At 60.0% G+C, this 17,179-nt stretch carries 16 protein-coding genes; 9 read left to right on the forward strand and 7 right to left on the reverse strand.

The genetic code is table 11. The annotated features are described in order from the left end of the window. Positions 1-20: 20 nt before the first annotated feature. On the reverse strand, positions 21-800 hold the full coding sequence (locus tag HYI44_RS09020) for an EAL domain-containing protein (RefSeq protein ID WP_122840749.1): 780 nt from the start codon (positions 798-800) through the stop codon (positions 21-23). A gap of 116 nt (positions 801-916) precedes the next feature. Here HYI44_RS09020 and HYI44_RS09025 point away from each other — a divergent pair, with 116 nt between their 5' ends. From HYI44_RS09025 to HYI44_RS09035, 3 genes are all read left to right on the forward strand, one after another. Beyond that, complete coding sequence (locus HYI44_RS09025; protein ID WP_225569234.1) at positions 917-1,324, forward strand: RNA-binding S4 domain-containing protein; 408 nt, start codon at positions 917-919, stop codon at positions 1,322-1,324. A gap of 146 nt (positions 1,325-1,470) precedes the next feature. Continuing rightward, positions 1,471-2,373 carry an Hsp33 family molecular chaperone HslO gene (hslO, locus tag HYI44_RS09030; RefSeq protein WP_122840748.1) on the forward strand — a complete coding sequence of 301 codons (903 nt, stop codon included), beginning with the start codon at positions 1,471-1,473 and terminating at the stop codon, positions 2,371-2,373. Between the two features lie 182 nt (positions 2,374-2,555). Continuing rightward, entirely contained in the window at positions 2,556-4,097 is a 1,542-nt protein-coding gene (locus HYI44_RS09035) for a phosphoenolpyruvate carboxykinase (RefSeq protein WP_122840747.1), read from the forward strand. Between the two features lie 60 nt (positions 4,098-4,157). On the opposite strand, the gene HYI44_RS09040 is transcribed toward HYI44_RS09035, so the two are convergent. After that, positions 4,158-5,012, reverse strand: coding sequence for a DMT family transporter (locus HYI44_RS09040; RefSeq protein WP_225569404.1), 855 nt, complete (start codon positions 5,010-5,012; stop codon positions 4,158-4,160). Between the two features lie 410 nt (positions 5,013-5,422). On the opposite strand from HYI44_RS09040, the gene HYI44_RS09045 reads away from it, so the two are divergent. The 3 genes from HYI44_RS09045 (at position 5,423) to HYI44_RS09055 (ending at position 9,420) form a co-directional block, all read left to right on the forward strand. Continuing rightward, positions 5,423-7,357 carry an ATP-dependent DNA helicase RecQ gene (locus HYI44_RS09045; RefSeq protein ID WP_225569235.1) on the forward strand — a complete coding sequence of 645 codons (1,935 nt, stop codon included), beginning with the start codon at positions 5,423-5,425 and terminating at the stop codon, positions 7,355-7,357. 241 nt (positions 7,358-7,598) lie between these two features. Further along, the gene (locus tag HYI44_RS09050) at positions 7,599-8,825 is read left to right on the forward strand and encodes a 3-hydroxyacyl-CoA dehydrogenase (protein WP_225569236.1); all 1,227 of its coding nucleotides are present in this window, start codon (positions 7,599-7,601) and stop codon (positions 8,823-8,825) included. A gap of 175 nt (positions 8,826-9,000) precedes the next feature. Beyond that, complete coding sequence (locus tag HYI44_RS09055) at positions 9,001-9,420, forward strand: acyl-CoA thioesterase (RefSeq protein ID WP_045061326.1); 420 nt, start codon at positions 9,001-9,003, stop codon at positions 9,418-9,420. 69 nt (positions 9,421-9,489) lie between these two features. On the opposite strand, the gene HYI44_RS09060 is transcribed toward HYI44_RS09055, so the two are convergent. From HYI44_RS09060 to HYI44_RS09075, 4 genes are all read right to left on the reverse strand, one after another. Then, positions 9,490-9,975 carry a glycine zipper domain-containing protein gene (locus tag HYI44_RS09060; RefSeq protein ID WP_122840743.1) on the reverse strand — a complete coding sequence of 162 codons (486 nt, stop codon included), beginning with the start codon at positions 9,973-9,975 and terminating at the stop codon, positions 9,490-9,492. Between the two features lie 212 nt (positions 9,976-10,187). Next, positions 10,188-12,536 carry an FdhF/YdeP family oxidoreductase gene (locus HYI44_RS09065; RefSeq protein ID WP_225569238.1) on the reverse strand — a complete coding sequence of 783 codons (2,349 nt, stop codon included), beginning with the start codon at positions 12,534-12,536 and terminating at the stop codon, positions 10,188-10,190. After that, complete coding sequence (gene fdhD, locus HYI44_RS09070) at positions 12,533-13,372, reverse strand: formate dehydrogenase accessory sulfurtransferase FdhD (RefSeq protein ID WP_225569239.1); 840 nt, start codon at positions 13,370-13,372, stop codon at positions 12,533-12,535. The genes HYI44_RS09065 and fdhD overlap by 4 nt, the downstream gene beginning before the upstream one ends. A 91-nt stretch (positions 13,373-13,463) precedes the next feature. After that, positions 13,464-14,351 carry a LysR family transcriptional regulator gene (locus HYI44_RS09075; RefSeq protein ID WP_045061330.1) on the reverse strand — a complete coding sequence of 296 codons (888 nt, stop codon included), beginning with the start codon at positions 14,349-14,351 and terminating at the stop codon, positions 13,464-13,466. Positions 14,352-14,489: 138 nt separating this feature from the next. Here HYI44_RS09075 and lysM point away from each other — a divergent pair, with 138 nt between their 5' ends. Next, a complete protein-coding gene (gene lysM, locus HYI44_RS09080; protein ID WP_045061331.1) occupies positions 14,490-14,939 on the forward strand; it encodes a peptidoglycan-binding protein LysM in 450 nt (149 codons plus the stop codon). Positions 14,940-14,992: 53 nt separating this feature from the next. Here the strand turns inward: lysM and yrfG are convergent, their stop codons facing one another. Beyond that, positions 14,993-15,655 (reverse strand): GMP/IMP nucleotidase, encoded by a 663-nt coding sequence (gene yrfG, locus HYI44_RS09085; protein ID WP_122840740.1) that lies wholly within the window; start codon positions 15,653-15,655, stop codon positions 14,993-14,995. 90 nt (positions 15,656-15,745) lie between these two features. On the opposite strand from yrfG, the gene nudE reads away from it, so the two are divergent. Next, positions 15,746-16,312 (forward strand): ADP compounds hydrolase NudE, encoded by a 567-nt coding sequence (gene nudE / locus HYI44_RS09090; protein ID WP_045061333.1) that lies wholly within the window; start codon positions 15,746-15,748, stop codon positions 16,310-16,312. Next, positions 16,309-17,136, forward strand: a complete 828-nt coding sequence (gene cysQ, locus HYI44_RS09095; protein ID WP_225569240.1) for a 3'(2'),5'-bisphosphate nucleotidase CysQ — start codon at positions 16,309-16,311, stop codon at positions 17,134-17,136. The genes nudE and cysQ overlap by 4 nt, the downstream gene beginning before the upstream one ends. Positions 17,137-17,179: the final 43 nt, after the last annotated feature.

A 17,179-nucleotide genomic window follows, 5' to 3' on the forward strand; every position in this document is an offset into this window, starting at 1 on the left:
CAATAGGAATAAACCGGCGATTAACGCGTCCAGGTACCCGCTGGTACCTGGGCCAACGCTTTGAATGCAGGCTTGGCGAACCAATAGCCTTGCATCAGAAAAATTCCACAGTCCGCCAGGAAATCCCGTTCTCCAGCGCTTTCGATGCCTTCGGCAATGACTGTAACGTCCAGATCCGCACAGATTGTGACAATCCCCCGCACGATAGCCTGACGAACACGATCGCGATCGACATCACGGATCAGCGCCATGTCGAGTTTGATCAGGTCGGGTTGGAAGTCAGCGAGCAGATTGAGCCCCGAGTACCCCGCACCGAAGTCATCGATGGCGGTCTTGAAGCCGAATTCGCGGTATTCACGCAGAATATTGGTCAAATGGCGATAGTTATCTACATGCTCGCTTTCCAGGGTTTCGAAAATCAGCCTGTCTATGGGGAAATTGTGTTTTTTGGCGGCCTTCAGCGTGCTGCGAATACACAGCTCCGGGCGGTACACGGCGTTAGGCATGAAGTTGATCGACAAGTTGGTTTGCATGCCCAGTTGCGCAGCACCTTCGATCGCCTTGGTGCGGCAGAGCTGGTCGAATCGGTAGCGATTGGCCTCGGTGACCTGGTCAAGCACCGATAACGCGCCTTCACCGCCGGTGCCGCGCACCAGTGCCTCATGGGCAAAGATCGATCGGTCTCGCAGGTCCACGATGGGTTGGTAGGCAAAGGCAAAATCAAAGCCCAACGGTTCGCTTTGTTGACATCCCTGGCAATCGCCACTGGATGAAGTCAATGAAGACGGAAATATTGTCACTCGAACACTCCACTGCGATGAGCCGACCTGGATCACATTCTATCTGGAGGGGCGGGTTCTTGCGCCCGACAGAAACGGTAGTACAGTTCCGACTATGGGCTAAAAGAGGAATTCCGGTGACACAAAAAAAGGATGAGGAGGACAAGGTCCGTCTCGATAAGTGGTTGTGGGCTGCGCGTTTCTATAAAACACGTGCCTTGGCCAAGACGGCGATCGAAAGTGGCAAGGTGCATTGTCGGGGCGAGCGCTGCAAACCCGGCAAGGAACCGCGCATTGGCGACGAATTTCAGATTCGCCAGGGGTTCGAAGAGCGTACGGTAGTAGTTCAGGCACTGTCGATCGTGCGCCGGGGGGCTCCCGAGGCGCAGGCCTTGTACGCCGAGACCGAAGCCAGCGTCGCCAAGCGCGAGGCTGCTGCCGAGATGCGCAAGGCGGGTTCGCTGGGCATGACCACCGACGGCAAGCCGAGCAAAAAACAGCGGCGGGATCTGTTTAAGTTTCGTGGGAACAGCAACGACGAGTGAAGCAGGTGTTTGTGCGCTGGCCTGTCTGAGCTTGGAACCCGACCGGATTGTTCCTAAAATGCCTGCCATGGCCAGACTTTGCTTGCGCAAACCCTGCGCAGCTTACTCTTTGAAATCTTTTGACATTAATTCAGATACCCAAACCTATGACCGATCTAACGGATACCGACTACACCCAACGCTTCATCTTCGATGACAGTGATACCCGCGGCGAACTGGTTTCGTTGGAACTCAGCTACGCCGAAGTCCTGGCTAAACATGCTTATCCGGAACCGGTTGCGCAATTGCTCGGCGAATTGATGGCCGCGGCGTCGTTGCTGGTCGGCACCTTGAAGTTCGATGGCCTGCTGATCCTCCAGGCCCGTTCCGAAGGGCCGATCCCGCTGCTGATGATCGAGTGCTCCAGCGAACGCGAAATCCGTGGCCTGGCCCGTTATGAGGCTGACCGCATCGCACCTGATGCGACGCTCGCCGACCTGATGCCCAACGGTGTCCTCGCGCTGACGGTCGATCCGACCCAAGGCCAGCGCTACCAGGGCATCGTAGACCTGGACGGCGAAACCCTGTCGGAGTGCTTCACCAACTATTTCGTCATGTCCCAGCAGGTCGGCACGCGCTTCTGGCTGTACGCCGACGGCCGTCGTGCCCGAGGTCTGCTGCTGCAGCAACTGCCCGCTGATCGCCTCAGGGATGAAGAAGAGCGCGCCGCCAGCTGGCAGCACATCACCGCCCTGGGCAGTACGCTGACGGCCGATGAGCTGCTCAGCCTGGACAACGAAACCGTGCTGCACCGCTTGTACCACGAAGAGCAGGTGCGCCTGTTCGATGTCCAGCGACTGCGCTTCCGTTGCAGTTGCTCGCGCGAGCGCTCGGCGAATGCGCTGGTCAGCCTGGGCCTGGAAGACGCTCAGGACCTGGTCGTGGAACACGGTGGCAACATCGAGATCGACTGCCAGTTTTGCAATCAGCGCTACCTGTTCGATGCCGCCGATATCACTCAATTGTTCGCTGGAGCCGGTGTGGATACCCCGTCAGATACCCGGCACTAAAACGGTTCAGCGCAGGTAAATTCACTGCTTGGCGCCGCATTAGCGCCGTTACGACGGGAGGGCCCTACTATTTTTGGTCGTTTCTGGCATAATCCGGCCCACTTTTTGTCGCGGTAGTAGTGCACGACTTTCTACTACAAAACGTTTGGAGCACACTCGGCCACTGGCCGACGGGGAATCTCATGACGCAAGCCAATAACGCCGTGTACACCGATCTGAGTGTTGATGATCTGGTAAAAGAAGCTCTGAATCGTGGTGAAGGCGAGCTTGCCGATACCGGCGCGCTGGTTGTTCGTACCGGTCACCGTACCGGCCGCTCGCCAGTCGATCGTTTCATCGTGGAAGAGCCAACCACCCAGGCAGCCATCGCCTGGGGCCCGATCAACCGCAAGTTCCCGGCCGACAAGTTCGATGCCCTGTGGGACCGCGTCGAGGCGTTCAACAACGCGCAAGAGCATTTCGTTTCCCATGTGCATGTAGGTGCGTCCGAAGACCACTACCTGGCTGTGAAAATGACCACCCAGACTGCCTGGCAGAATCTGTTCGGTCGTTGCCTGTTCATCAATCCTGCCCAGTACAACCCGGCAGGTCGCGAAGAGTGGCAAGTACTGAACGTGGCCAACTTCGAGTGCGTGCCTGAGCGTGATGGCACCAACTCCGACGGCTGCGTGATCCTCAACTTCGCCCAGAAGAAGGTACTGATCGCCGGCATGCGTTACGCCGGTGAAATGAAGAAAGCCATGTTCTCGGTGCAGAACTTCCTGCTGCCTGCCGCCGACGTGCTGCCAATGCACTGCGCGGCCAACATCGGTGAAGCGGGCGACGTGACCCTGTTCTTCGGGTTGTCCGGCACCGGTAAAACCACCCTGTCCGCCGACGAAAGCCGTTACCTGATCGGTGACGACGAGCACGGCTGGGGCGAAGGCGTTGTGTTCAACATCGAAGGCGGCTGCTACGCCAAGTGCATCGACTTGTCCGAGAAGAACGAGCCGGTCATCTGGAAAGCCATCAAGCACGGCGCAGTCCTGGAAAACGTCGTCATCGATGACGCCAAGCACGCCGACTACGCCGATGTGAGCCTGACCCAGAACAGCCGCGCAGCTTACCCGCTGGAGCACGTTGCCAAGCGTTCCGAGAAGAACCTCGGCGGTGAGCCCAACGCGGTGATCTTCCTGACCTGCGACCTGACCGGCGTACTGCCGCCAGTTTCGATCCTCAGCGAAGAACAAGCGGCCTACCACTTCCTGTCCGGCTACACCGCTTTGGTGGGCTCGACCGAAATGGGCTCCGGCAGCGGCATCAAGTCGACGTTCTCCACCTGCTTCGGCGCACCGTTCTTCCCGCGTCCGGCTGGCGAATACGCAGAGCTGCTGATCAAGCGCATCCGCGGCTTCGGTTCCAAGGTCTACCTGGTCAACACCGGCTGGACCGGCGGTGGCTACGGCGTTGGCAAGCGCTTCAACATTCCGACCACTCGCGGCGTCATCGCAGCGATCCAGAGCGGCGCGTTGATCGGTGCTGAAACCGAACACCTCGACACCATCAACCTCGACGTGCCATTGGCCGTACCGGGCGTTGAGACTGGCCTGTTGAACCCACGTAATACCTGGGCTGACAAGGCTGCCTACGATGAATCGGCTAAAGCACTGGCCGGCCTGTTCGTCGAGAACTTCAAGAAGTTCGACGTGAGCGACGCCATCAAGGCTGCTGGTCCGAAGTTGTAAGGATTGGCTTGATGTAACGAAAAAGCCGCCTTCAGGGCGGCTTTTTCGTGGGCGTGGGCTTCAGGTCTTGAGGTGCAGGACAAATGCACCGAGCAACACCAGAATTACCCCGAGCACCTGGATTTTGCCCAGCCGCTCCTTGAAGAACAGATATCCGAGGATCGCCGCTATCCCGCCCGACAGGGTGCTGATTACCGTCACCACCGAAACCGATCCCGCCACCGCGCCCCAGGCAAATGACGAAAACCCGCCGAGGTTCATCAGGCTGGCACCGGTCAGCGTCATGCAGTTTTTCAGCGGTGGCATCTTCAGCCCGTCCTTGATTCTCAAGACGATGGCTAGCAGTACGATCAGCCCGATCAGATAGGCGAGCCACAGCATCGTCACCGGTCCAAGAACCGGCAGTACGAACTGGCCCTGCAACCAGAAACTGGTGCCATAAAACAACGCCGCCAGCAGAGCGTAGGCCACGGAACTACTGGGTTGGGTGGCGTGGGGAATCTTCGAGTCGCCATGAATGCTGGAAAGTATGACCCCGACCACACACAGGGCGATACACAGCAGCTGGAGCAAACCGATTTGCTCCCCTGCGGCCCAGGACAGCAACGTCGTCACCACCCCGTAGGACGTCACCACCGGCGCAACGATGGATGCTTTGCCCAGAGCAAAAGCCTTCGACAGCGCGAGCGCACCGGACACAGTCAGCCCTGCTGCAGCAACGCCAATCAGCCACACATTGATAGATGCCGACATGGCTTTGAGAATGAACGCAGGAAAAGCGATCAGCAGCAAACTCATTATGCTGAAGCCCAGAGCCTGGCCGAAATACACCGCTCGCTTGACGCCTACCGCCCGGGCATTCAAGCCCACCAGAAAATCCGTGCCGCCCCACAACAAGGCAGCAAGCAAGCCCATCAGTACGTCCATGCTTTGTCCCTCACGCTATGTCCTTATAGGTGTTCGCTGCAGACTCTGGAGCCAGCTCCTGCGCGTCCCAGCATCATTCTTGGCATTAAAACTGGCATTATTTCAACGAAGTTCGTGGTAAATAGCCAGAATAATGGCACTTATAGCATTTACTTGAGACCCTCCATTGTTTCAGTAGCACGGCGCTGTTGATCACAAGCTGATCTTCCAACGCTTTCATCAGATGCCGCGTATCGGCGCCATCGCAGCTCGGTTCGTTCCCCCTGTCTTGATTCCCCACGCCCTGCCAGCCCCTGCGCGGTATCATCCGGTATCTTTTTACCCCCGACCTTTTCTCGACTCGCGGCGATCGCCAGCTAGGCTTTGGGCTTTGCCAGCGGTCAACGGAGTGACAGCTTATGCACAACACCCTGGAACAGGTTTTCGGTTATCCACAATTTCGTCCCGGCCAGGAGGCTGCGATCAGCGCGGTACTGGCCGGGCGCTCGGCGGCGGCGATCTTTCCCACGGGTTCAGGTAAGTCCCTGTGCTACCAGATCGCGGCCATGCTGTTGCCACACCTGACGCTGGTGGTCTCGCCACTGCTGGCGCTGATGCAGGACCAGCTGGCATTTCTGCAGCGTCACGGTATCTCGGCAGGCAGTATCGATTCGGCGCAGAGTCGCGACGACGCCGCCGATGTGATGGCTCGGGCGAAATCGGGTGAGCTCAAGATCCTGATGGTGTCCGTGGAGCGGCTGAAAAATGAGCGCTTTCGCAACTTCCTCCAGCAGGTGCCAATCTCGTTACTGGTCGTGGACGAGGCGCACTGCATTTCCGAGTGGGGCCATAACTTCCGGCCTGATTACCTCAAGCTTCCGGACTACCAGCGCCAGTTCAACATCCCCCAGGCGCTGCTGCTGACGGCCACTGCGACGCCGAAGGTGATCGCGGACATGCAGGCCAAGTTCGCCATTGCGCCAGAAGACGTCGTGACTACCGGTTTCTACCGGCCTAATCTCAGTTTGCTGGTGGAGCCGGTGCGTGGCCAGGACAAGCGCCGGCGACTGGTTGAATGGATGAGCGAGCGGCCGGGTCAGCCCAGCATCGTCTACGTCACCCTGCAGAAAACCGCCGAGCAGATCGCCGAGCACCTGGGTCGCAATGGCATACAGGCCGAGGCCTATCACGCCGGGTTGCCCCACGAAAAACGCGAGGCGATCCAGAAGCGCTTCATGGGCGGGCAATCCAATTGCATCGTCGCCACCATCGCATTTGGCATGGGCATCGACAAAAGCGACATACGCAACGTGGTGCATTTCGACCTGCCCAAGTCCATCGAGAACTACAGTCAGGAAATCGGTCGTGCCGGGCGCGACGGGCAGCCGTCGGACTGTCTGGTGCTGGCCAACCGCGACAGCCTCAATGTGCTGGAAAACTTCGTCTACGGCGACACGCCGGAGCTGGATGGCATCCGGCACGTGCTGGATGAGTTAAAGGCGTGCGCGGCTGATGGGCAATGGGAGTTTCTGCTGGGGCCGCTGGCGGACCAGAGCAACATCCGGCAGCTGCCGCTCAAGACCTTGCTGGTTCAGCTGGAGCTGCGCCGGATCATCGCCCCGCGTTACGCCTACTACGCCGAGTACCGATTCAAATACCTGCAGGAGCCTGCCGCCTTTCTGGCCCGGTTCGAGGGGGAGCGCAAGGATTTCGTGGCGGCGATCATTCAGACCTCCACCCTTGCGCGAGCCTGGGCCACGGTGAGCTTTGACGCGCTGTACGAACGCTACCAGGCCGAGCGTAATCGGGTGGTCAAGGCCCTGGATTATTTCCAGGAAAAGGGCTGGATCGAGCTCGAAAGCAAGCAGATGACCGAGGTCTACAGCGTGCTGCAAGCAGGCTTTGACAGTCAGGCACTGGCCACGGAACTGCATGCCTACTTCACCCGGCACGAGCAAACCGAGGTCGCCCGAATTCACGCAATGCTGGATCTGTTTGCCACCGACCGCTGCCTGGGTTATCGGCTGGCCGAGTACTTCGGGGATGAACATGCTCCCCGGCAGTGCGGGCATTGTTCAGTGTGTCACGGGAATATCGCACGACTGCCGGCACCGCCTGAGCTGCCGGCGCTTATGGATAAGAATTTCGAGGCGTTGTGCGGTGAATTTATCCACAAGCACGAGCAGCACACCGGCTCCATTCCTTCGACCGAGCGGGTGACCCGATTCCTGTGTGGCATCAGTGTGCCGTTGTTTACCAAGCTCAAGGCGCGGTCAATTGCGGGGTATGCGGTGCTGGAGGAATATCCGTATGGCGAAGTGCGGGAGTGGGTCGAAACTCACCTCCAAGCCTGAGCGTGATATCTGTAGGCGCGAGCTTGCTCGCGATGGTCGTCAACGATGACGCGGGGCAACAGCTTAATTTGCGAGACCTCAAGATCATCGCGAGCAAGCTCGCTCCTACAGGGGGGGTTGGCGTCTTGGCAAACAGCGTATCCATCCGCTGAATGTCTCCCATCACAGGAATAAATTTCAAAAATGAACGGTGGCTGACTATGGTGAGGGCTGTCTTTGGATCGCCAACAAGAGAACAACCATGAGCCAGACACCGTTCAACATTCAGCGTGCCGCCGTGATTGGCGCGGGCACCATGGGCCGGGGCATTGTGATGTGCCTGGTGAATGCCGGGGTGCCAGTGCAGTGGGTCGATAATAATCCGCAGATGCTTGAGCAAGCCCTGGCAAGTGTGGCAGACACCTGCGCTCACAATGTTCGCCAGGGCCGTATCGATCAGGCCGAAGCGGATGCGCGTGTCGCGCGGGTCACTGCCGTTGCAGACTATGCGGCCATTGCTGATGTAGACCTGGTGATCGAAGCGGTGTACGAGAACCTTGAGCTCAAGCAAAAGATCTTCCGCGAGCTGGACGCTCTGCTCAAGCCTGAAGCGATTCTGGCGAGTAATACCTCGGCGCTGGATATCGACGCCATCGCTGCAGTCACCGGCCGCCCCGGGCAGGTATTGGGGCTGCATTTCTTCAGCCCGGCGCACATCATGAAACTGCTGGAAATCGTCCGCGGTGCGAAGACTGCGCCGGCGGTACTGGAGGCGGCGCTGGCGCTGGGTAAGCGCATGGGCAAGGTCAGCGTGGTGGCCGGTAACTGCGACGGTTTCATCGGCAACCGCATGCTCAATACCTACGTGCACGAAGCACGCAAGATGCTGCTGGAGGGCGCCTATCCCCATCAGGTCGATGCGGCGCTGCAAGGTTTTGGTTTTGCCATGGGCCCTTTTCGCATGTACGACGTGGTTGGCGTCGATCTGGGATGGCGCGCCCGGCAGTTGGCGGGTGTTGGCCAGGATGCGCCCGAGGTGCAGGTCGATAACCGCTTGTGCGAACTGGGTCGCTTCGGTCAGAAGAGCGGCAATGGTTACTATCACTACGAAGCCGGTAGCCGCCAGGCTGAGCGCGACGTAGAGGTCGATGCGCTGGTGCTGGAGGTCAGCGAGGGATTGGGCTATCAACGCCGTGAGATCTCGCCTGAGGAGGTGCTGGAGCGCTCCTTGCTGGCATTGGTCAATGAAGGCGCGAAGATTATTGAGGAAGGTATCGCCGGATCGGCCCACGATATCGATCTGGTCTACCTCAACGGCTATGGCTTCCCGGCCGACAAGGGCGGCCCGATGGCCTGGGCCGATCAGCAGGGGCTGACGGATATTCATCAGCGGTTGCTGGCGTTGGAGACTCGCCAGGGCGATCACTGGAATCCGGCCCGGTTGATTGGTGAGTTGGCGGCGACCGGCAAGGGGTTTGCCGACAGGTGATCACTACAGTGTTCTTGCGAGCGCCATCGCCAGCAGGCTGGCTCCCACATGGAATTGTGGGTGTTCTTAAACTTTGAGTTGAAACCCGATTGACTGTGGGAGCCAGCCTGCTGGCGAAGAATGCTGAAGCAGAATTAGCTTTAGAATTGGAATTCAATCCAAGGAAACGACGCCAATGCCCCAACGCTGCGAATACCCGCACTTCCAGCCCATCACCACGCGCTGGCATGACAACGATGCCTACGGGCACGTCAACAACGTGACCTACTACAGCTTCTTCGATACCGCGGTGAACACCTACCTGATCGAAGTCGGCGGCCTGGATATCCATGACGGCGAAGTCGTCGGTTTTGTCGTGAGTTCGGCCTGCGATTATTTCGCCTCGATTGCGTTTCCGGACCGGATTGAAATCGGCCTGCGCGTGGGCAAGCTGGGCAACAGTTCGGTGCAGTACGAACTGGCGGTGTTCAAGGCAGGGGAAGACGAGGCCTGTGCAGCAGGGCGCTTTGTGCATGTGTTTGTCGATCGCGGGTCGAATCAGCCGGTGGCGATTCCGGGCGGGTTGCGCGGGGCGCTGGAGCGGTTGGTGGTTTGACTGGCAAAAAAAATCGCGGCCCTGGGGCCGCGATTTTTTGATCTACCGGTAAACGAGGCGATTGATGCCTCAGTCGCGATAGCGATGTTTGTGCTTGCGGTGGCCGTAGGCATGGCCGCGACCCCGATGATCATCGCGATAGTAGCGACGATCATCACGGCCACCGCGATAAGAGCGACGATTATCGTCCTCATCGCTCTTGTTGCCCATGTAGTTGCCGAGTGCGCCACCCGCGCCACCGCCTGCTGCGGAGCCGATCAGGCTGCCTGTGGTGCCGCCTACGCTGCGACCGACCACGTTACCGCCGGCTGCGCCCAGCGCACCACCGATGGCGGCTTCGCCACGGCTGCGTTTGTCTGCGCCGACGGCACTACCACCCGCGCCACCCAGGGCTGCGCCGATGGTTGAACCTGTATTGCCGCCTAACGATTGACCGACGACTGAGCCCAAAACCCCGCCCAATGCGCCGCCCACGCCTGCTTCGGTGGTGCCTCCGGCAGAAGCGAAGCCACTGACCAGGCCAAGGGACAACAAGAGAATCGAGGAGAACTTCATAGAGGAACCTCAAGGGGATGACGGCGCGATCCTGAGGCTGGGAGGTACTGGTTACAATCGAAATCCGACGAGTGACACGACTTGTACACAATTGCGTAAGTTACTGTTTTTTGGGCGGAACTTAATGCTTTTTCGCTGGTCTTTATCTACTTAAGACAGGCCGTTTCCACCCGGAAACGGCCTTTTTTGTGGGTGATGAGTGGGTAGGGCAGCTACGCTGACCTGGCCATGATCAGACCATTTTCGCTTGCCGCTTCGAGTCGAATCGCCACGAACTTCGACGTCGGCGTGTGGCTGCCATCTCCCGTGCTTTCCAACGGTACCAGAGGATTCACCTCCGGATAGTAAGCGGCTGCCTGTCCCGCCGGAATATCAAACGCCAGCAACGTAAAACCCTTCACCCGGCGCTCACGCCCATCGTCCCAGATTGAAACGATGTCCGCCTTCTGTCCAGGCTTGAAGCCCAGGCGAATGATGTCGGCTTCGTTGACAAACAGCACGTCGCGCTGCCCCTTGACCCCGCGATACCGGTCATCGAGCCCGTAAATAGTGGTGTTGTACTGATCGTGGGAACGCATCGACTGCATGATCAGATCCGGCAACACGCCCGTGGCGCGCGTTCGTTCGTGAACCAGGTCCTTGGGCAGGATATTGGGGCGGAAGCTGGCCCGGCCCGACGCCGTATTCCACTTGCGCGCACCGGCGCTGTTGCCCAGGTAAAAACCGCCTGGATTCTTCACTTTCTCGTTAAAGTCCTTGAAACCCGGAATGGTATCGGCGATCAGGTCGCGAATGCGGTCGTAGTCGGCCACCAGCCAGCTCCAGTCCACGGGCCGGCTGCCCAGGGTAGCGGCGGCGATACCGGCGATGATCGACGGCTCCGAGCGCATCTGGTTGGACAGCGGCTGCAACTGGCCGTTGGAGGCGTGGACCATGCTGAACGAGTCTTCAACGGTCACCGCTTGCGGGCCTTCGGTCTGGATATCGATATCGGTGCGACCCAGGCACGGCAGGATCAGCGCGTCCTTGCCGTGGGCCAGATGGCTGCGGTTGAGCTTGGTGCTGATCTGCACGGTCAGGTCGCAGCTGCTCAGCGCCTTGAAGGTGCGTGGGCTGTCCGGCGTGGCTTGGGCGAAGTTGCCGCCCAGGCCGATGAACACCTTGGCACGACCCTCGGCCATCGCATGAATCGCCTCGACCACGTTGTGGCCGCTCGCGCGCGGCACCTTGAACTGGAAGCGACGTTCGAGGGAATCGAGGAACGCCACCGGCGGACGTTCGTTGATGCCCATGGTCCGGTCGCCTTGCACGTTGCTGTGGCCACGCACCGGACACAGGCCGGCGCCTGGGCGACCGATGTTGCCGCGCAGCAGCATCAGGTTGGCGATTTCCTGAATCGTCGGCACGGAATGACGGTGCTGGGTAATGCCCATTGCCCAGCACATGATCACGTTCTTGCCCGAGGCGTACATGCGCGCCGCTTGCTCGATTTCCACCAGGGCAAGGCCGGATTGCTCGACGATCTGCTCCCAAGGTGTGTCATCGATGGCGCCCATGTACTCCAGCACATTGACGCTGTGCTCATTGAGGAAGTCATGGTCGAACACCGCGGGCCCGCCAGTCTTCTGCGCGTCGCGCTCCCATTGCAGCAGGAATTTGGCCATGCCGCGCAGCAAGGCCATGTCGCCGCCAAGCGCTGGCCGGAAGTACGCGGTATTGGTCGGCTTGTCGCCATTGGTCAGCATTTCGATCGGGTGCTGCGGATGCTGGAAACGTTCCAGCCCACGCTCTTTCAACGGGTTGACGCACACCACCTGGGCGCCGCGCTTGACCGCTTCACGCAGCGGCTCCAGCATCCGGGGGTGGTTGGTGCCGGGGTTCTGGCCCCAGACAAATATCGCATCGGCGTGTTCGAAATCGTCGAACGTCACCGTGCCTTTACCCACGCCGACACTTTGCGCCAACGCCACGCCGCTGGCCTCGTGGCACATGTTCGAACAATCGGGGAAGTTGTTGGTGCCATAGGCGCGCACAAACAGTTGATACAGGTAGGCCGCTTCGTTACTGGCGCGCCCCGAAGTGTAGAACTCGGCCTGATCCGGGCTCGACAGGCCCTGCAGGTGTTTGCCGATCAGGGCGAAGGCCGCTTCCCAGCTGATCGGCTTGTAGCGATCGGTCTCGGCGTCGTAGCTCATCGGTTCGGTCAGGCGGCCCTGATACTCCAGCCAGTAGTCGCTTTGCTCCAGCAGCGAGCTGACGCTGTGTTTGGCGAAGAATGCAGCATCCACCCGGCGCTTGGTCGCTTCCCAGTTCACAGCCTTGGCGCCGTTTTCGCAGAACTTCACCATGCCGCTTTCCGGCGAGTCGCCCCAGGCGCAACCCGGGCAGTCAAAGCCGCCGTTCTGGTTGGTCTTGAGCATCATGCGCAGGTTCTTCAGCGCGTTGTCGCTGGTCAGCCACGCCTGGGCCACACTGATCAGCGCGCCCCAGCCACCGGCCGGGCCTTTGTAGGGCTTGTAGCGGGGGACGGGTTTCTGGTCGGCTTGATGATGTTGGCTCACGTGAGGTTCTCCATCGCAGGGCTGTAGACCCGCGGCGCACTTTTCTGCGGCAGGTGGATGAGATTGAGGTTGTGTCGGCGCGCCCATTGCACAGCAAGGCCTGTCGGCGAAGAGAGGCTGACGAGGGTCTGGATGCCTGCGCGCAACACTTTCTGGATCAGTTCGAGGCTGCAACGACTGGTGACGATCGCCAGCCCCGCGCCAATCGGGATGTCCTGGCGGATCAGGCCGCCAATCAGCTTGTCGAGGGCGTTGTGCCGGCCGATATCTTCGCGACCCAGCAGCAACTCGCCCCGATCATTCATGAACACCGCGGCATGTACCGCTCCGCAGTGTTGGCCAAGGGGCTGGAAAGCACCGATGCGCTGGCGCAAGCCGTCGAGCCAGGCAATCGGCGGCAATGGCGCCCCAGGCAATACTTTCAGGTCTGGCAGTGCCTGCTCGACCGCCTCCACTCCGCACAACCCGCAACCGCTGGTTCCGGCCAGTTGCCGGCGTTGCTGCTTGAGGTTCCAGAATGCACGGTTGGCGATAGTGACTTGCGCGTACTGCGCCGAGCCGGAGCCGCTGAGTTGCAGGTCGTAGATGTCGGCGGGGTCGTTGATGATGCCGCTGCCGAGGCTGAAACCGACGATGAAGTCTTCCAGGTCGGTTGGAGTCACCAGCATCACGGCCTGGCTGATGCCGTTGTAGGCAATCGCCAGCGCAACTTCCTCGGCCAGCTCGGTATGGGCCGATCCGGACGCATCAAGGTTGCTGTAGCTGTAGGTTTGACTCGCAGCGGGCGCGGGCGTTTCGAGGGCAGGCGCCGCGCAGGCTGGGCGCTTGGCGTTCATGGCATCACCACGGTTTGATCAGCTTTAAGCCTAGGCGCGTCAAACGGTCGCGTCTAATCGCTAATACTGATGTGCCGATAGACGGCGTCGATCAAGCGTCCGTGGATGATTTTTGATAAATCGCAAAACACGCCTCTGCCAGTGCCGATCGAGGTGCGCTGCGCCGCATGATCAAGCCCAGGCGCGCGAGCGTCTGGGCGTTTTCAATGGGTTGCAGGCGCAGATGATCGGTGAGGTTTTCCAGGCCGCCGTCCAGCGGCATCACGGCGCAACACAAGCCGCCGTGCACAGCTTGTAACAGTTGATGCACGGCGTCGGTCTGCAGCAGAGGCTGGGGACTGAGGCCACGACTGTGGAAATTGTGGTCGATGGATTGGCGAAAGTGCATGCCGCTGGTGAGCATGCCCAGCGGTAATTCGATCAACGACTCCCAACTCAGCGGCGCCTCGCTGAAACTGTAGAAGCGCTGATCGTAAAGCAGGCCCATGCGGGTTTCGCTGAAGGCCAGGGAGTCGAAACGCTCGCCGTCGAGGCGTTCCAGGTAAGACACGCCGAGGTCCAGGCGGTTGTTCGCCAGCTGTTCGAGAATTTGCTCGGAGCTCAATGCAGACAACTCGAACCGCAGGTTCGGGTGTTCGGCATGCAGGCGCTGCATCAACGGCAATGGATCGAAACTCGATAACGGCACCACCCCCAGGCGCAGGGTGCCGACCAGATTGCCGCGACAGGCGGCCGCCTCGGCTTGCAGCCCGTCGTAGGCCGCCAGCACCGTGCGCGCCCACGCCAGCACTCGCTCGCCCGGCGCGGTAAAGCCTTCAAAGCGTTGGCCACGGTTGACCAGCGGTAATTCGAGCTCTTCTTCCAGGCTGCGTAAACGCATCGACAAGGTCGGTTGGGTGATGTGGCAGCGTGCGGCGGCCTGGCCGAAGTGTCGCGTTTCGTCGAGTGCGATGAGGAATTTCAGCTGCTTGATGTCCATCTTCGCTCCAGGGCGCAGGAAGGCGCCGATTCTAGCCCCTGGCGGGAAGCGGCGTCATTGGTCGGGTTGGAACCGCAGTGTGCAAGCTTGGTCTAGGCTTTTGCGTCTGGACCCTTTTATTACCATGGAGAGCACACGATGAGCCTTTTCAGTTTTCTCAAAGAAGCCGGTGAAAAAATCCTCGACGCACTGACGCCGGACAAGGCCGAAGCCAACAGCGAGGCGCTGACCAAGCACGTCAAGGATGCGCTGACGGGGATCGATACTTCGAAGATCCAGGTCAAGGTCGAGGGCGACAAGGTGATCGCCAGTGGTGAAGCCGCCACCCAGGAAGAGAAAGAAAAGATCCTGTTGTCCCTGGGCAACGTGGCGGGCGTCAGTGGTGTTGAAGACCAGATTACCGTGACCGGGCCAGTGATGGTGGCTGCGAAGTTTGTGGTGGTGGAGAAGGGCGATACGCTGAGCGCGATCTCCCTGCGGGTGTATGGCAATGCCAACCTGTACAACAAGATTTTCGAGGCCAACAAACCGATGCTCAAGGACGTGAACAAGATCTATCCGGGGCAGTCGTTGCGGATTCCTGAGTAAAGCTTTAGATCGCCATCGCGGGCAAGCGTTGCCCGCGATGCAGCCGAATCGGTCTAGAGACCGGCAACCAGATCCCGATAATCCTCAACCGCCGCAAACTCAGCCGTGTCCTTTGGGCCCTTGCGACTGTCCGGCTCCCGCACGGCCAGCAGATGTGCCACGCCAAAATCCCGCGCACTGCGCAAAATCGGCAGCGTGTCGTCAATAAACAGGCTGCGCGCCGGATCGAAGCCGATGTCCGCCTGCAGGGCGTCCCAGAACTGCGGATTTTCCTTGGGATAGCCGTAATCGTGGGAGCTGATCAGCCGCTCGAAGTAAGGCGCCAGTTCAATCCGTTCAAGCTTGAGTGAAAGGGAATCGCGGTGGGCGTTGGTGATCATCACCACACGCTTGCCGGCTTGTTTGATCGCCGCCAGGAACGTGTCCGCGTCCGGGCGCAGGGCGATCAGGTGCGCGGTCTCCAGTTTCAACTCGCGAACCGATAACTTCAGCTCGGTGCTCCAGAAATCCAGGCAATACCACTGCAACTGTCCGGCGTGGCGTTCGAACAGCGGCTGCAACTCCATCTCGGCCATTGCCAGGCTGACTCCGTGCAGCTGCGCATAGCGTTGCGGCAGGTGCTCCAGCCAGAAATGGTTGTCAAAATGCAGGTCCAGCAAGGTGCCGTCCATGTCCAGCAAAACGGTATCGATGTCATGCCAGGGCAGCAGGGACATAAAAAACTTCTCCAGCGGTAAAAAGGATATCCGGGGTCAACATTCAGGATAGGCCGGGTATAGTAACTCGCTATCACCCAGGAGCCGCTCATGCGCCAAAAACCTACCATCCTCGCTCGCGAGATCGTCGCCACCAGCCGCCTGTTCTGCGTCGAAGAGCTGAAGTTGCGCTTTTCCAATGGCGTCGAGCGCACTTATGAGCGACTGGTCGGCAAGGGCGCCGGCTATGGCGCGGTGATGATCGTGGCGATGCTGGATGCGGATCATGCGGTGCTGGTCGAGGAATACTGCGGCGGTACCGATGAGTACGAGATGTCGTTGCCCAAGGGTTTGATCGAACCCGGCGAAGACGTGCTGGCGGCGGCCGAGCGCGAGCTCAAGGAGGAAGCCGGGTATGGCGCGCGGCAGCTGGAACACCTGACCGAATTGTCCTTGTCGCCCGGCTACATGAGCCAGAAGATCCAGGTGGTGCTGGCCACGGACTTGTACGAGGAACGCCTGGAAGGCGACGAGCCCGAGCCGATGGGCGTAAGCAAGGTCAACCTGCGCGAGCTGTCGGCGCTGGCGCAGAACCCGCAATTCACCGAAGGCCGTGCGTTGGCCGCGCTCTATCTGGCCCGGGATCTGCTGACACAGCGCGGGGTGTACCAGCCATGAATTTCCCGCATCCATTGATGGCGCCCGTGATCGAACTGGCCTTGCTGGCAGGCGACGCCATTTTGCCGTTCTGGCGCACCGGCACGGCCGTGACTGCCAAGGCCGACGATTCACCCGTCACAGCCGCTGACCTGGCGGCTCACCATCTGATTCTGGACGGGCTGACCGCTCTGGACCCAAGCATCCCGGTGCTCTCGGAAGAAGACGCCAACATCCCCCAAAGCGTGCGCGCCGGCTGGCAGCGCTGGTGGCTGGTCGATCCGCTGGACGGGACCAAGGAATTCATCTCGGGCAGCGAGGAGTTCACCGTCAACATCGCCTTGATCGAGCAAGGCCGCGTGGTGTTTGGGGTGGTATCGATGCCGACCAATGGGCGCGTTTATGTCGGAGGCGCAGGCCTGGGGGCATGGCGTTCGGATAAAGGTGCCGAGCCTTTGCCTATTCAGGTCCGCCAGGTCCCGCCGGCAGGTGAAGCTTTTACCGTAGTCGCCAGCCGCCGCCATTCGAGCCCCGAGCAGGAACGCTTGCTTGCAGGCTTGAGCGCGAGCCTGGGTGAGCTGGAGTTGGCCAACATCGGCAGCTCATTGAAGTTTTGCCTGCTGGCCGAAGGCGCGGCGGATTGTTACCCGCGCCTGGCGCCGACTTCGCAGTGGGACACGGCGGCGGCCCAGGGAGTGCTGGAAGGTGCTGGGGGCGAAGTGCTGGAGTTGAGCGGTAAAACGTTCAGTTACCCGGCGCGGGAATCGTTGTTGAACGGGTTTTTCCTGGCGCTGCCGGCCCAGGCATCCTGGCGACAGCAGTTGTTGAAACTGGCCCAGGGTTAACGATCGAAAAAGCGCAGCCTGTCCGCACCGTAGGAGCTGCCGA

Source organism: Pseudomonas sp. Y24-6 (assembly GCF_020295325.1).
Classification (GTDB): Bacteria; Pseudomonadota; Gammaproteobacteria; order Pseudomonadales; family Pseudomonadaceae; genus Aquipseudomonas; species Aquipseudomonas gregormendelii.